General features: G+C 59.8%; 4 protein-coding genes. 3 read left to right on the forward strand and 1 reads right to left on the reverse strand.

Annotated elements, in window-relative coordinates; all coding sequences use genetic code 11:
* Positions 1-40: 40 nt before the first annotated feature.
* Positions 41-6061 carry a transporter substrate-binding domain-containing protein gene (locus MGMAQ_RS19860; protein WP_158498882.1) on the reverse strand — a complete coding sequence of 2007 codons (6021 nt, stop codon included), beginning with the start codon at positions 6059-6061 and terminating at the stop codon, positions 41-43.
* Between the two features lie 364 nt (positions 6062-6425).
* Here MGMAQ_RS19860 and MGMAQ_RS16295 point away from each other — a divergent pair, with 364 nt between their 5' ends.
* From MGMAQ_RS16295 to MGMAQ_RS16305, 3 genes are all read left to right on the forward strand, one after another.
* Positions 6426-7088 carry a response regulator transcription factor gene (locus tag MGMAQ_RS16295; protein WP_052716480.1) on the forward strand — a complete coding sequence of 221 codons (663 nt, stop codon included), beginning with the start codon at positions 6426-6428 and terminating at the stop codon, positions 7086-7088.
* Between the two features lie 124 nt (positions 7089-7212).
* Positions 7213-16170 carry a VCBS domain-containing protein gene (locus tag MGMAQ_RS16300; RefSeq protein WP_046022384.1) on the forward strand — a complete coding sequence of 2986 codons (8958 nt, stop codon included), beginning with the start codon at positions 7213-7215 and terminating at the stop codon, positions 16168-16170.
* Positions 16171-16271: 101 nt separating this feature from the next.
* Positions 16272-17570 (forward strand): TolC family outer membrane protein, encoded by a 1299-nt coding sequence (locus MGMAQ_RS16305; protein WP_158498883.1) that lies wholly within the window; start codon positions 16272-16274, stop codon positions 17568-17570.
* The last annotated feature ends 4 nt before the right edge of the window (positions 17571-17574 follow it).

The raw sequence follows: 17574 nt of genomic DNA on the forward strand, positions 1-17574 counted from the left end.
ATCTTATCTTGAAGATCGTTATTCTAAACCATTTTACCGATCAAGTGTCTCGCAAACCGGCGCGGAGCGTTGCCAAGGTTTCTTCAGCCGCATCGAAATCCGCATCCTCGATCTGAGCCACCAGGGCTTGCACCTCGTCCGGCGCGTCGTCTCCCAACCGTTGCTGCAATTCGAGAGTTGTTTCCTCGGCCTTGGGAGACATCTTGCCAATTTCCCCGGCCAGTTGGTCAAGCAGCGGCGCCAAGTCCGAATCGGCCTCGACCGGCTCAGACGCTTCCTGATCGCTTTCGGTCAGGGTCCGCAACCCGTCCAACACAGGCGCCAAAGCCTGTTCCAAGGCCCAGAGCAAGTCATCGTCCCGGCGGTCTTCCTTGAGCACGGCGTCCAGAGCCTTGGCCGCCTCGAACAGCGCCATGGCGCCCAGAGTGCCGGACAGGCCCTTTAGGGTATGGGCAATGCCTTGCGCCCGCGCCAGGTCCCCCGCATCCAAGGCGGCGCGCAACGTCTTGGCGTCGTCCCTGTGATCCCGATAGAAGGTTAGGAGCAGTTTGTGCAGCAGCTTTTCCTTGCCCGCGACGCTAGCCAGAGCCTGTTCCATATCAATGCCCGGCAGTTCCGCTGGCAGAACCGGTGCCTGTTCCGCATCGGCGCCGGACTTCTCATGGTCAGGCAAGGGGGTGAAGGAAGGCTGGTCATCGGGATCCCGGGGTCCGACCCATTTGGTCAAAACCTCGTAGAGAGTATCGGGATTGATGGGCTTGGCCACATAGTCGTTCATGCCCGCCTCGATACAGCGCTCCCGGTCCCCGGCCATGGCGTTGGCCGTCATGGCGATGATCGGCAGATCGACAAAGGTCTCGGTGGCGCGAATTTGCCGGGTCGCCTCGAAACCATCCATCTCCGGCATCTGAAGATCCATCAGAACGGCGTCACAGCGGATCGGGTCGAGGGGATTGAGGAAGGCCTCCAGCGCCTTCAAGCCATTGTCGATGACCTCCACCGAGGCCCCGACATTCTCCAGCAGGCCGACGGCGACTTGCTGATTGATCACGTTGTCCTCCACCAAGACGAAGTGCCGCCGGGCCAGAACACGACGCGCATCCCGCTCGAAACGGCTGGCACCGCCGGAGCGTGCACCGTGCCCCTTGCCCGGCCCCATGGCCTGAATCAAGGTATCGAACAACAGCGATTGATTGACCGGTTTGAGCATGAACCCGTCGATGCCCGCGTCCTCGGCCTTGTCTTGCACTTCCTCCACGTCGGAGGCGGTGGCCATGATGACGGCAGGGATATGGGTCAGCCCGCCCTCTTGTTTGATGGTGCGCGTGGCCTGCACCCCGTCGATCCCGCCAGGCATGTACCAATCCATCACCACCAGCTTGAACGGATCGCCGCCATCGGCCTCCCGCAACATGTCCAGGGCTTCCTCGCCCGAGGCCGCCGCGGACACCGCGAAACCCATATCTTCCAGGGTTTCCCGGAACACGATACGGGCAGTCTCGCTGTCATCCACCACCAGAACCTTCATGCCGCGCATGTCCGGATCCAGTTGATAGCTCTGGAACAGTCCGTCAGACGATTCTTGGTAATTGAACCAGGCGACGAAGGTAAAGGTCGTCCCTTCTCCTAATTCGCTCTTCACCCAGATATCACCATCCATCATTTCCACCAGTCGTCGGGAAATGGTTAACCCGAGGCCGGTGCCGCCGTATTTGCGGGTGATGCTTGTATCGGCCTGCGTGAATGCCGTGAACAGCTTGGCCTGATACTCCGGCGACATGCCGATGCCGGTGTCGCGGACGGTGAATTCCAATTTGACTCTTCGGTTCAAAAGCTCCTCAACATGGCAGGAAACCGCGACCTCACCCTGTTCGGTGAACTTGACCGCGTTACTAACCAGATTGATCAGCACCTGCCCCAGACGCAATGGATCGCCCTTGAGCACCGGAGGCACGTCCTTGGGCGTCGAAAGGGTAAGTTGCAGCCCTTGTTCCCGTGCCTTTTGGCCAAGCACGTTGGAGACGTTTTCCATGACGCTGTCCAATTGGAAATCGATGTCCTCCATGCTCAGCTTCCCGGCTTCGATCTTGGAGAAATCGAGCAGGTCGTTGATCAGCATCAACAGGCTTTCACCGGAGGAATGGATCTTCTCCAGGTATTCCCGCTGTTTCCGCGACAGGCTGGTCTTCAAGGCCAAGTGGGTCATGCCGAGCACCGCGTTCATGGGCGTGCGGATCTCGTGGCTCATGGAGGCCAGGAAATCGGACTTGGCCTGGGTGGCGGCCTCCGCCGCTTCCTCGGCCCGGCGCCGGGCGACCACCTCGCGACGCAGGCGGCGATTCCAGATGATGATGATCAGCACGATTACGGAACCCGCGCCCACGATCTGCCAGACCAGGGTCATGTCGAGACCCGTGGTGTAGTCCACGCTGACCCACTTGTTGCGGATCGCCGCTTCCTCTTCCGGGGTGATGGAGGCCAGAGCCTTGTTCAGAATCGGAACCAGTTCCGGCCAATCCTTGCGCACTGCGAATGACAGTCCGGGCATCTTAAGACCCGCTGGCGCGGCAATCTTGAGATTGGATAGATTGCCCTTTTTGATCAAATAGCTGGCGACCGCCAGGTTCATGATGGTGCCTTCGGCCTCGCCAATGGCAACGGCTTCCAGGGCCGCCAGCGGCGTGGGTTGGTCCACGCGGACGATTCTGGGGTTTTCCGCCAGCACCATATCGGTGGCGCCATAGTTGACCGTCGTGGCGATTTTCATCCCGCTCAGGTCCGCCAGACCGGCAACCAGGCCATGATTGTCGCGGGTGATGATCACCAACGGAAATGTGGTGTGGGGCTCGGAGAAATTCAGGAATGACTGGCGCGGTTGGGTGGAAAAGGCCGCTGGCAGAACATCGATCGATCCATCTTGCACGCCTTCGATGACTTCGGTCCAGGTCCGGCTGGGCACCACTTTCATCTTGATACCCAAGCGTTCGCTTACCAGTCGGACATAATCCGACCCCATGCCCGCGTGGGCCCCTTTGTCATCCAGAAACTCAAAGGGCGGGTAAGCCGGGTCCACACCGATTCGGATGGTCTCGTGCTTCTTCAGCCATTGCTTTTCGTCATCGGTCAGATCAATGAGCTTGTGGATTCCGGCATCGGGCGTCGCCGTACTATCCAGCGTGATATACTTCTCCAGGATGGCCTGTCGTTCCTCGCTGGTGACCGAGGCCAACCCCTTGTTCATGATATCCCTGAAGATGGGCCAGTCCTTGCGCACGGCCATATGGACGGCCTTGGCCTCGTCGCCGAAGAAGCCGACCACTTTAAGATTGGGAAGAATGAACTTCTTGATCAGGTAAGAGGCCACATAGTGGGTGCCGATATAGGCATCAGCCTTGTTGGTGGAGACCGCCTTGAGAGCCTCGGTGGTATTGTCGACCACCAGCAAATTGATCTCCGGATAGTCCCGCTTGAGGATTTCGATGGTATAGAAGCCACGCTCCACGGCAACGGTGCGGCCTTTGAGATCCTCGGCGGTTTCCACGTCATTGATGTTGTCAGCGGTGACAATGGCGTCATAGAGGCTGAGGAAGGAATCCGTGAACTGCAGATAGGCTTCCCGTTCCGGGGTATGATAGATGGAAGGCGCCAGATCCAGTTTGCGGTCCTTGAGCTTGCCGAGAAGCAAGTCCCATTCGTCGAATTCAGGCCGGAATCGGATGCCCAAGCGATCCCCCACCAGTTGGACCAATTCGGCGGCAATCCCCGTATGCTCGCCGCGTTCGCCGCGAAATTCGAACGGTGGCCAATCCTTGAGCGCGGTCATGCGTAAAACCGGATGCTCGCTGATCCAAGCTTTTTCCTCGCGGGTCAGATTGAGTTCCGAGCGCATCGGAGCGCCGGTACCGCCGATCCATTGCCGACGAAGTTGGTCTCGCTCTTCCGGCGTGACCGCTTCCATGGCTTTTTCCAAAATCGGGATCAGCGGCAGCATGTCCGCTTCCTTGCGGGTGGCGATGCGCAAGGCGGCATAGTCATCTCCGCCTAGCTTCAGCTCGCCGGAAATAACCAGATCGGTCATCATGTCGCGACCGATCAGGTGCTTGAATACGGCCAGTTCGCCCACCGCCGCATCGGCCTTGCCAAAGGACACCGCCTTCATGGCCTCGGCCACGTCCTTGACCAGCAGCAGTTTGATTTCCGGGTGATCCCGGCGCAGGATCTCTTCTTGGAAGAAGCCCTTGGGCAGGGCCACGGTCTTGCCGTACAGCTTGGTCAGATCTTCCCCATAAGGGTTGTCCCGGCGGCTGAGGATGGTATTCGGGTTTGACGTGTAAGGCTTGGTGTATGCCAGATATTTCAAGCGTTCCGGGGTGCGCACGATATTGAGCATGATGTCCAGGTCTTTGCTTTTCATCATGCCCAGGAACTCGCCCCAGGTAGGCCCGGTCTTGTAGTCGATCTTCACGCCAATTTTGTCGGCCAGCAAATTCATGTACTCAATGGAATAGCCGCGCGGTTTACCGTCGGTATAAAAATTGAACGGGGGCCAATCGGATTCATTGTGAATGCGCAATACCGGGTGCGCGGCCACCCAGGCCTTTTCCTCATCGGTCAGATCCAAGGCAGGCTTGTCGTCGCGATATAGCCGTTTGGCCGGATCGGCAATCCAATTGGTTTCCATACGCCGAAACTCTTCCGGTGTGATGCTGGCCAATCCCTTGTCAACAAGCTTGGTCAGTTCAGGCCTTCCTTGAAGCACGCCGGCATAAATCTTGTCCGAGAACATGGGCCGCTCGGATTTGAGAACCTCGCCCTGAGCGCCCATGCGTTCAATGGCCGTCAGGGCCGTGGGATCCTCGCCCAGAAACGCCACGATGCGACCCGACATCAAGGCTTGGACACTGCTCACCTGATCATCGGTCGAAACCACATCGATGCTTGGATAGTTCTTCTTCAGATAGGTTTCTTGATAGCTACCGGCCACGGCCCCAACTTTTTGGCCATCGAGTTCGGTCAGCTTGGGAACTGCTCCCGTTGAAGCCAGGGCATAGACGCTTGATGGCGCTTCGTAGAATTCTTGCGAAAACTCCATCCATTCTTCGCGCTCGGCACTCTTGAACAGCCCGGAATGAATATCGGCCTCGCCGCTGCGCAAGGCGTCCAGGGTGTCGGCCCAACTACTGCTCAGAAAGCTGATCTTGCGTCCGGTTTCCTCCGACCACTGGCGCCACATATCCACCAAGAGACCCGCGGGCTTGCCCTGGGCATTCAAGAAAGTGAACGGCGGATAGGCCCGGGAAATGGCGATGATCAGAGCATCATCCCCCTTGTTCTGGCCCGACGCCCAGCGCCGTTGAACCTTCAGCTTCTCGCTCGCGGCGATCTTGTCCATACCTTGGTTGATGATCTTGAGCAGGCCACCGTTGCCATCCTTTACCGCCACGAACCACTTGTTCTTATAAAGGTGCAGGGCATCGAAGAAATTGAAGTCCGACAGGATGCCTTCTTCCCTCAAGTGATAGATGCCGGTCGGAGTATCTCCGGCGAATACCCGCAACTTGCTCGTCTTCAGATCGCCGATGACCGCCGCATAGTTCTCGTAACCGACAACGCTGCTGGCTGGAAGGCGCGCCTTGAGGTATCCCTCCACATAGTCCCCGGCCATCACCCCCACGCGATAGGCGGCCAGGTCGGCCAAATCGGCAATGGGCGGCAGGCTTTTATGCAAGAAAACATGAGTGTCGGTCTTGGTCAGGTCGTTGCCGTAATCCAGATAGACATCCCGTTCCTTGTTATAAAACAGCCCCGCATGGGCGTCGGCCTTGCCGTCGCGCACCATGGCCAAGGTCTCGCCCCAGGTGGCGGCTTTGTAATCTATTTTAATGCCGGTCTTTTTTGACCACAGGCGCCAAAAATCGATAATCAGCCCGGTGGGCTTGCCCTGCGCATCCAAAAACTGGAACGGGACGCAATCGCTACAGACGGCCAATGAGATTTTTTTGGGTGAGGCCTTTTGTGCCAGAGCGCTACCCGGCGCCCAGAGCAGCCATAAAAACGGCACAACCAATAGGAAACCAATCCATTGCCTTGCTGATCTCTTCCCGCTGCCCATCATCTTGATCCGTCCTTCTCGGTTATCAAAAAAAGTATAACCGGATTGCCAATATCTCCAAGCACCGTAATATTTCTCTTATATTTCCCCTGGCTAGATTGGAGAGAAGGAAGCCGCAATTAGTCAGAACCGTTCTAAACAAATGAATACAATATTTCTCTAATATTTCTGTATATCAGAGCCGCTTGTAGGCTTGGCAAAGGTGTCCTATGGTTTACTTAGATACAGAATCAAAGAGATACGGTTTTTTTGGCCAGGGGGGCCAATCTAAGAACGAGGCAGGTCGGGGACCATGGGCAACACTAGAATACTAATGGTCGAAGATGACCGGAGTTACGCCGCCACCATCGCGGCCCATCTCGCCGGGAATGGTTTCGAAGCGGCGGCCGTGCCCACCGGCGCCGATCTGTTCAAACAGATGGATACCTACCGCTTATCCATGCTCATCATCAGCCTGACCCTGCCCGACGAAGACGGGATCGTTTTGGTTCGAAAGGTCCGAGCAAGATCTGATATCCCCATTCTCGTCCTGACCTCGCGCGACGGCATGGATGATAAACTGGCCTGCTTTGCTCTGGGGGCCGACGACTATGTGCCCAAGACCGTTGACCCTCGGGAACTGGTGGCCCGCATCGGTGCCTTGCTTCGGCGCAACGACCCGCGCAGTCGCAAGGATGCGCTGCTGGTTGGCGAAATTACCCTCGACCGGTCCCGCAGGCTGGCCAGACACAGGTCGGGGGCCAAGGTCAATCTGACCCCCGCGGAATTTTCACTCCTATGGATTCTGGCCCAGGCCGATGGTCGCGTGATCTCACGCGACAATCTGGTGGATGCCGTGTCGGTGGGCGACGGCCCGGCGTCCTATCGGGCGGTGGATATTCTCGTCAGCCGGGTGCGAAAGAAACTCGATAAGGGCGCCATCCTGACCGAGCCCCATGTGGGATACAAATGCGGCTGGCCGGTTACCGGCGTCTAAGCTCTTCATTTCCCGTTCAGAAATATCCTGGAAACACCCTCGGACTTGCGAATGAGCCTTGGCCGACCGACAATAATCGGAAGCCGCCAATACCTGGTGGCGTCCCGTTTATGTGGAGGGTGTTATGGCTATCAAGGTTCTCATTCGCAGCGAATCCGGCGATTTACGCGAAGTCACTATCGCCGATGGCGCCAAGATAGCTCTCGCCCCCGGTGAAACTCTCATCGTCGAAGGCATCGACCCGGCCACCCTTATTTTGGGACAGGATTCGGACGACATCTTCTTTGTCTTTGCCGACGAAACCGAACTCACGGCAGGCGACCTGGCCAAACAAATGAGCGCGGGCACCAATGCCATTGAATTGATCCCCGAAGAGGGCGGCGAACCCATCGCCATCGAAAATCTGGAACAATTGGCCGAGATCGAAGCCGGTGGCCTTGAAGATTTCGCCACCGCCGCCGGAGGCCAGAACACCAGCGGCAGCGGCGACGACCCGGCGGGTGGCAGCCTGTTGGACAATCTGGACCAGAACCGACTGGGATCGTTCGAAGGCCGCATTGGCGCGGCCATCGGCGAACCGGAAGGCCAGTTGGGCGACCCGATCCCAGAGGATGACGCGGCAGCGGCCGGCGACCCGGACACACCGCCGGAACTCGAAGGCGATGACGCCGTTTCGGTCAAGGAAATCGCCGAAGACGATCCGTTCGCCAACGAGGGCGATATCCTTACCCGCTCCGGAACGCTGGAATATACCGGCGATGGCGGTTCCATCGAAATCAACATGGTCAGCAGCTCGCTGGACACCCCACTGGGATCCTTCTCCGCTGGCTTTGCCGAGGGCACGGGCACCGGGGCCATCGATTGGACCTTTACCGTCGACGATACCAATCTGGATTACATGGAAGAGGGCGAGACAGAGACCCAGGTCTATCAGATCTCCGTGACCAATGGCGATGGCACCGTCACCACCCAGGACGTGACCATCAATATCGTCGGCACCAACGATGCCCCGGTTATCGAAGGCGACCCCGGCCCCGGCAACAATGACAGCCTGACCCTTGAGAATATGGGCCAAATGAAAGCAGCCTTTGCCAATACCATTGGCTGGTACCGTATGGACGAGAATGGCCATCCGGTGGAAGGCGAAATCATTTGGGCCAACGTGCGTCATACGGTCGGCGATATCTTCACCATGGACAACGTGGATGCAGACAGTATCGGATTCTTCCTGCTATCCGATGGCGCCCGTCGCAATGACGATATCAACGACGGTGATCCGGTTACCTTCAGCCAAAACGAAGCGGGTGAATGGCAGGCATTGGATGCCGACGGCACTGTCCTTCAGTTCCATGAGAAGCGGGGCGGCCTGCTTTTCAATAATCCCGATTTGAACGAAAATAACTACGATCACGAGGGCGATTCTTACGCCATCGGCAACATGAACTGGGAGGATCTAGCCCGGGGCGGCGACGAAGATTTCGATGACGTCAACCTGAACCTGACCATCACCTATGGCACGCCAGGCCCGTTCGAGGGCTCGGTGACCGACGGCGATCTTCTTGATGACAACATGACGCTTCTCGCCGGCGAGGCCTTCGCGGTCGGCAACGAGGGCGGCAGCCAGGTTTATAGTGACGTGACGGCCCTGGCCGGCGGCGGCTACCTGATCACCTGGACCGCCCATGAAGGCGGCGATGATGATTCCCCCTCGGACCTGATGGGGCAGCGTTATGACGCCGACGGCAACCCGCTGGGCGGCCCGTTCACCCTTCATACCCCGACTCCCGACCTGGATGAAGAAAACGGCGCCGTGTCGGCCCTGCCCGATGGCGGTTTCGTCGCCACCTGGCACACCCTTAATAGCGCAGGGGACTACACTTCCAGCAGTATCGTCTTGCAGCGTTTCGACGCCGACGGTAATCCGGATGGTGACCTGACGACCATCAACGCCAACATGGAAGGCAGACATCGGTATCCGGATATCACCACCCTGGCCGACGGCAGCTACGTGGTAACTTGGGAAACGCCGGACGAGGGCGGCACCGACATCGTCGTCCGCCTGTTCGATGCCAATGGTGATCCGATGGATGAAGAGTTCACCGTCGGGACCTATCACGCCAACTATCAGAGCGACACCGAGGTCACGAGCTTGGCCGATGACGGCTTCGTGGTCACCTGGACCACTTCCGCCAACCCGGGCGACACCAGTGATTATGGCCTCGCCGGGCAACGCTACGACTCCCTCGGCAACGCTGTCGGCGGCGAGTTTTTGATCAATACCGCGACCGAGGGCGTTCAGCGTAACCACCAGACAGAGAGCTTCGACGACGGCGGATTCGTGGTCACTTGGCAAAGCAGCTCTGCGCCGGGGGATGATAGCTGGGACGGTATCTCCGGGCAGCGCTTCGACGCCGATGGCAATAAGATCGGCACGGAGTTCCTGGTCAACACGGAGACCTACGCCAATCAATACGATCCCGCCGTGACCACCCTGCCCGACGGGCGATTCCTCGTCGCATGGGGCGGTTGGGGTACGCCCGGCGACGACGATGGCGGCGTTTCCGGGCAGCTGTTCAATGCCGACGGCAGCCCGTCCGGCGAGCAGTTCCTGATCAACACGGGGGCCGAAGGCTTCCAAGGCTATCCCTCGTTCGCCACCCTGGCCGATGGCAGCATTGTCGTCACCTGGGAAAGCGAAAGCGGCATGGACGAAAACGGGGATTCCGTTTACTCTACCTTTGCGCGTACTCTCGAATTCATTCCTGTTACCATGTTGGCCACCGACGGTACCATCGCCTTTACCGACGTGGATGATTTGGACAGTCATACGGTTTCCGTGGAACTGAAAAGCACCACCGCCGGCAACGAACTGGGCGAGATGAGGGCCATCATCTCCGATGGCGCCACCGGCGACAACGCGGGCGAGATCGGCTGGAATTTCTCGGTCGCGCCATCCGACCTGACCCATCTGTCCGAAGGCCAGACCATCACCCAGGTCTATACGGTCACCGTCATCGACGAACAGGGCGCCACCGACAGCCGCGACGTGACCATCGCCATCAACGGGTCCAACGAAGCCCCGGTGCTCTACGGCGCCGCGGTATCGGGCAGCGAGGAATTCCTGGTCAATACCGAGACCTGGGGCGAACAAACCAATCCTTCCGTTTCGGCTTTGGCCGACGGCGGATTCGTGGTCACTTGGCAACACCTGGACAACGGGGAAGGCGGCGAGGAAGCCTTTATCCGGGCGCAGCGCTTCGATGCGCTGGGCAACAAGCTGGGCGAAGAGATCAGCGTCACCAGTTGGCGGGACGGCATGTCCTACGACGCCGACGTGACCGGTCTTGCCGATGGCGGCTTCATGGTCACCTGGAATGCCGAGACCTGGCGCGAGGAGGCCCCGGACCAACAAGGCATCTACGGACTGCGCTATGACGCGTCCGGCAATGCCACCGGCGAACCCTTCCTGGTCAATACCAATATTCCATCGGAGCAGTACTCCTCCGAGGTCACGGCCCTGGCCGACGGCGGCTTTGTCGTCGCCTGGATGGACGCCGACCCCGAAGCCGCGGCTGACTGGGGCGAGATTTCGTTACAGCGCTTTGATGCCGACGGCAACAAGGTGGGCACCGAGACCCAGGTCAACACCACGACCGCCGACACGCAGGGCGCGCCGATGATCACCGCGCTGGGTTCCGGCGGCTATGTGGTCACCTGGTCGAGTGGCGAAGGCATACCCAACGCCATTGCCGGGCAGATGTATGGCGCCGACGGCACGCCGGTGGGCGGCGAGTTCGCCGTCAATACCGTCAGTGGTGCCTATACCTACCAGGGCGGCGTCACCGCGCTAGCCGACGGCGGTTTCCTGGTCACCTGGAGTGCCACCGAAACCCTAGAAGGCCTCGGTGACGATGCCATCCATGCCCAGCGCTTCGATGTCTCGGGCAACAAGGTCGGCGGTGAAGCCGTTGTCAATACAACAACCGAAGGCGCCCAATCGTATCCGGATGTCACCGCTCTGTCCGATGGCGGCTATGTCATTGGCTGGTGGAATGAAACCGCCGACGGCTCCTATGATATCGTTGCCCAGCGGTTCGATGCCTCCGACGATCCCGTGGGCGGCGAATTCACCGTCAACGTCCATGCGGACCGGGATCAGGTGATGCCGAAGCTAGCCGAGTTGAATGACGGCAGCCTGGTCGTCACCTGGGCCAGCAGTGATCCGGCCACCGGCGACCGGTGGGAATCCGGCATCGCGGCGCGCCTCTTCGAGATGCCCAGCGCCGACACGGCGGGCGGCATTCTCAGTGGTTCGGTCACCGAGGGCGGCAGTCTGACCGCCGAGGGTACTTTGCCGTTCACCGATGTGGATCTGGCCGACTCCCACGAAATCTTTGTCGACTATGAGGGTGGCCTACAGGCCGATACCTTCGGGACCATGACGGCGACCATCACCGATGCCGCCACCGGCGACGGGCAGGGCGTTGTGCAATGGACCTACACCGCCGACGAAGCCATGGTAAACAAGCTGGCGGTCGGAGAGACCATCACGCGCACCTACACCTTGACCTTGTCGGACGATCACCGCGAAGCCTCTTCGCAGGTTGTCACCGTCACCCTGTCGGGAAGCAACGACGGCCCAATCGTGGTCGGCGCAACCTCGGGAGAGACCATCATCGAAGACTCGGTGCTGAGTACCAATGGCACCGTGGCCTACAGAGACGAAGACATGTCCGATACCCATACGGTCGAGATCGCCCTGAAGAGCACAACGGCGGACAGCGAATTGGGCGCCATGAGCGTCGAGATCGCCGCCCAGGCCTCCAACGGCAACCCGGGCTCGGCGGAATGGTCGTTCAGCGTCGACAATGCGGCGTTGGATTATCTGGCCGAGGGCGAAACCGTCACCCAGGTCTATTCCCTGACCGTCACCGACCCCAGCGGCGCCTCAGTGAACCAGGATGTGACCGTTTCCATTGTCGGCACGAACGATGTGCCGATCGTCAGCGCCGCCAACGAAGTGCAGTTCTTTGGCGACGATGTGACAGTCAACACCACGACGGCGGGCGATCAGATGGAATCCGACGTCACGGCCCTGGCCGATGGCGGCTATGTGGTGGTCTGGACCTCGCAGACGGTCCCTGGCAGTGGCCTTTCCAATGACGTTTTCATGCAGCGATTTGATGCGGACGGCGGCAAGGTCGGCGGCGAGACCCTGGTCAATACCGGCACGACCTATAATCAGGCCATGGCGCAGGTGGTGGCTTTCGATGATGGCGGCTATCTGGTCACCTATGCCAGCCAGGGCCCAGACGGGGTCGCGGCCAGCAGCTATGAAATCGCCGCCCAGCGCTTCGACAGCGACGGCAACAAGGTCGGCGGCGAATTCGTTGTCAACACGGTAACCGAAAGCATTCAGCAACAACCCGCCATCGACACGTTTGCCGACGGTGGCTTCGTGGTCTCCTGGCACGGCAAGGACGGCTATGGCGACAGCGACCGCGAGGACGTGCGGGCACAGGTCTTCGATGCCCAAGGCAACAAGGTCGGCGGCGAATTGCAAGTCAACACGTCCACGACCGGAAGGCAGTACGACAGTGGCGTGGCCACCCTGGCCAATGGCGGGTTCGTGGTTACCTGGGCTGGTGACAATGCCCCGGGCGACAGCTCCGGCTACGGTATCTCCGCACGAATCTTCGATACCGACGGCAACCCCTCCGGGCCGGAATTCCTGGTCAATTCGGCGACCTACAACTACCAATACGCGCCCAGCATCGTGTCCCTGGATGGCGGCAATTTCGTCGTCGCCTGGAAATCTCCGGATGGCAGCCTGGACGGCATCTCCGGGCAGATGTACGACGGCGACGGCAACCGCGTTGGCGGCGAGTTCCGCATCAATGCCACCTTGCTAAGCGATCAACGAGAGGTATCCCTGAGCGAGACCGACGATGGCGGTTTCATGGTCACCTGGTCATCCTACGACCGCACCGCCAACGAAGACATTTTCGGCCAGCGGTTCGACGCAGACGGCAACAAGGTGGGCATGGAGTTCCGCATCAACGCCGATACGGCGGGCCAGCAGGAACTGTCGGCGGTCACCCAACTTGCGGATGGCAGCTTCGTTACGGTGTGGCAGGATGGCGAGATCGAGGCCAGGCGCTTCACCTATCCCACCGACCGGGTGGATTTCATCGAAGGCGAGGGTGCGGTGGAAGTCTCTCCGTTCCTGCTCCTGAGCGACGTGGACGGCGCGACCCTGGCAAGCGCCACCCTGGCCATCCAAACCAACTTCCAGCAAGGCGGGGATGTTCTGGACTTTTCGGATCAGAACGGGATTTCCGGGTCTTATGATGCCACCACCGGCGTGCTGACCCTGACCGGGACCGCCAGCTTGGCCGATTATCAGGCAGCCCTGCGTTCGGTGACTTTCGACAATACCAGCGCCAATCCCACTTCGCAGGCCCGCACCGTGACGGTTACCGTCAACGACGGCCAGGGAGACAGTGATCCCCTGGAAACCTATGTCACTCTTACCATCAACAATGATCCGCCGATCTTCGGCAGCGGCGACCTGGCAGCCCAGGTCAGCGAGGGGATTGAGAATTACGTTCCCTACGAGGTGGACGAACCGGTGGTGGTCAATACCCAGACGGGATACGGTCAGGAACACCCCTCCATCACCACCTTGGCCAACGGCGACTATCTGGTGGTCTGGAAAGGATTCGATGGCAGTCTCCAGGGGATCAAGGGTCAGCGGTTCGAGGCTGACGGCACCCCCATCGACGGCGAATTCGTGGTCAATGTCGGCGAAACCCGTAGCACCCAAAATCAACCCGACGTGGCGGCCCTGGCCAACGGCGGTTTCGTCGCCACCTGGTACAGCCAGGATTGGTCGACCGGTTCCATGAACTATGAGGTCCGGTCTCAGATGTTCGATGCCGAGGGCAACGCGGTGGGCGGCTTGCAGCACGCCAACGCCGACCCCGAGGGCACACAATATCAACCCAACATCGCGGCCCTGGCGGACGGCGGCTACGTGGTCACCTGGGTTTCCGATTACCGGTCCCTGGAAGGCCGGACATTCGGCGCCGACGGTCAGCCGGTGGGCGAGGGCTTCAGCGTGGCTTCCAGCGGCTCCCTCGATCACGGCGAGCGCAACGATACGGTTACCGGTTTGACCGGTGGCGGCTTCGTGGTCACCTGGAGTGCAAGCGACATCCCTGGCGATTCGTCCAGCGAAGGCGTGGGCGCGCAACTATTCGACGCGACCGGCAACAAGGTCGGCGGCCCGTTTCTGGTCAATTCCATGACCGGGAGCAAGCAATCGGAACCGGCGATCATCGGCCTGAATGACGGCGGATTCGTCGCGGTCTGGTCCGGCTATCATGCTCCCGGGGACACCAACGGCCCCGGCGTCACCGGCCAGCGTTTCGATGCCGAAGGCAACAAGGTCGGCGGCGAGTTCCTGGTCAACACCACCACCCAATCGGTGCAATACGAACCTTCCATCGCTCCCTACGGCGACGGTGGCTTCGTGGTGGTTTGGTCTTCCATGTTCGGCAACGCGACAGCCGTTCAGGGCCAACGCTTCGATGCCGAAGGCACTCCCATCGGCGGCGAGTTCACCGTCAACGGGGCAGCGGATTTGGACGGCGATACCCTCCGGCCCAAAGTCACCGCCTTGGCCGATGGCTCGGTGGTGGTCACCTGGAGCGGCGACGAGGTTGATGGCTCCCAGGAGGGCGTCATGGCCCAGACTGTCCATTTCAACGACGAGGGTGGGCCGGAAGGCGTGACTCATGTCACCGAGGGAGCCCTGTCCTTCAGCGACGCGAATGCGACCGATATCCATACGGTCTCGGTGGGCGCGCCGGGCAATGCCATTGGCACCATGACCGCCACCCTCAGTGCGGCGGGGTCCGTCGAATGGAGCTATACGGTCGACGACGCGGATATGGATCATCTGGCCGAGGGCCAGGTCCTGACCCAGGTCTTTGGGGTCACGGTGACCGACAGTGCCGGTGGTTCGGCGGTCCAGAACGTCACCATCACCCTGATCGGCTCCAACGATGCACCGCAACTGCTCTCCGGGGCGCAGACGGCCTACAGCACCGATGAAAGCAACACCGCAAACATCGATGTGGCCTCCTTGTACAGTGATGCGGACGGCAATCCGCTGACCCTGTCGCGGGCGGAAATCAGCAGTGGTGTGGGTTTGGTCTCGATCATCGGCAACCTGATCGTGTTCGATCCCAGCAGTTTCTATGCCGGGGAACCGGATGGTTGGGCCTCAGCCGACGTGACCATTGCCTATACCCTCTCCGACGGCACGGTTGAAACCACTGGCGAGATCACCGTCTCGGTGGCTGATCTGCTGAACGGCCAGCCGCCGGTGGCGGTGCCCCTGGTGGGGAGCGCCGGAGACGACAGCTTCATGGTCGATGCGGCCAACAGCGTCGATCTGCAAGTGGACGGCGGCGCAGGCACCGACCGGCTCGAATTCGTCGATCCTACCGGCGCGGAAGTCTCCGAAGTTGAACTCGATGGCGTCGGCGCCGGGTCGGATATCATCGGCATTGATGAGATCATCGGCAACGCTACCGTGATCACCGGCACCGACAACGCCGATAACCTGGACTTCACCGGTATCACCATGACCGGCGTCGAAGGCATCGAAGGCGGCGGCGGATCCGATACCATTACCGGTACCGCGGGCGACGATCTGATCACCGGCGGCGCGGGTGATGACGTCCTGACCGGCGGCGACGGCAGCGATTCCTTCCGCATGAGTGGCAATGATGCAACAGAAGCCGGCAATGATGTCATCAAGGATTTCACCCTTCGCGGCGCCGATTCCGAAGGAGATTCCGATGTTTTGGACCTCAGCCAGCTCCTGGATTACTCCTCCGCCGATGGCGATGAACTGGCAAATTACCTTAAAGTTGAGGTAGTTGGTAACGATACGGTGGTCTCGGTCAATACCTCGGGCGAAGGGGAGGCCTTCGAGAGTGTCGCCACCCTCGAAGACGTACAGACCGACCTGGATACGCTTTTGGCGCAAGATGCGGTAAAAGTTGAATAATTAACCTCTGTGGGGTACAACGACCAAAGTGGGAAAGTCATTGTTAATATGACGGAATTTCAATGGCTTTCCTTTTGAAGGATCTTTGGTGGAGGGGTTGGATGTTTAAGTTGAAGCTGGCCGTTGCGGTCGGGGCGCTGGTAGCTGCAAGTACAGCTGCTGGAGGAGCCTCTGCGCAGGAAGCCATGACCATCCAGGAGGCCGTCACGCGCGCCGTATCCCACCATCCCGATGTGGATCGGGCAAGGGCCAGCCACGAAGTGGACGCCCAGTCCATCGAAGTGGAAAAAGCCGGACATTTGCCGTCTGTGGACCTGGAGGGCGAGGCCGGGTACCAGAATTTCACCAGCGAGACAGATCACCGCCTGCGCGGAGGCATAACCTTCAAAATCACCCAACCGATCTTTGACGGCAACTTTGCCAGCCGCCAGGTCAGCGGCGCTGAATTCACCGCCGAGGCGAGCAAGGAACGCCTGCGCGAAACCCGCGAGAACAAAGCCCTGGAAGCCGCCGAAGCCTATTTGGAAGTCTATCGGACCCGGGAAGCCCGGGACATCGCCAGCCGTAATCTGGATCGTCACACCGAATTGACCGATCTGGTGGTCGTCCGCGCCGAACAGGGCGGCGGCACCGAGGCCGACGTGTTGCAAGCCCAGGTGCGCACCGATGCGGCCAAGGTTCGTCTCAACGAAGCCCAGGACGCGGTCGCCACAGCCGAAGCGACATTTCTGCAACTGGTTGGGACACAGGCGGGTGAGGTGACTTTCCAGCCCTTTGGCGGCATGGTCACACCGAAATCCAATACCGAGGCCTTGGAAGAGGCCCGGGCCAAGAACCCGGCCCTAAGCGCGGTTGCCGCCACCGAATTGGCGGCCAAGGAAAACATCGAAGCCAATACCGCCAACTTCTATCCGCTGGTGGATTTGGAGCTTTCTCAGAGCCTATACGAGAATTTCCGCGAGGGCTCCGGCGATTCCCGTGAGACCCGGGCCATGGTGGTATTCACCTGGAACCTGTACGCGGGGGGATCCGACGAAGCCAAGCGCCGCCGCGCCGTTGCCCTGTTGGGTGAGTCCGTGGCCGGCAAGGCCAGCCTGGACCGTCAGTTGGAACAGCAGGTTTCCGAGGACATGTCCTTTCTGGAAACCATGGAGCAGAACGTTCCGATCCTGCAAGAGCGGATGACCAAGTCCGAAGAGGTGCTGGTTCAGTACAATCAACAATTCCAAGTGGGCGCGCGAACCTTGCTTGATCTGCTCAATGCGGAAAACGAGCTATTCCAGGCGCGCACCGATCTTCTTGATGCACGGGTCCAATACGAATTTGCCAAGTACCGGGTCTACAACACGCTCGGTTCCCTGTTGAACGTTTTTGAAGTCGCCTCGACGGAAGGTAAATGACCAC

It is taken from the genome of Magnetospira sp. QH-2 (genome assembly GCF_000968135.1).
GTDB lineage: Bacteria > Pseudomonadota > Alphaproteobacteria > Rhodospirillales > Magnetospiraceae > Magnetospira.

Bases quoted from the DNA above. Each gene is read 5' to 3' on its own strand.
- MGMAQ_RS16300 (WP_046022384.1), top strand. From the start codon at position 7,213: ATGGCTATCAAGGTTCTCATTCGCAGCGAATCCGGCGATTTACGCGAA.
- MGMAQ_RS16305 (WP_158498883.1), top strand. From the start codon at position 16,272: ATGTTTAAGTTGAAGCTGGCCGTTGCGGTCGGGGCGCTGGTAGCTGCA.
- MGMAQ_RS16295 (WP_052716480.1), top strand. From the start codon at position 6,426: ATGGTCGAAGATGACCGGAGTTACGCCGCCACCATCGCGGCCCATCTC.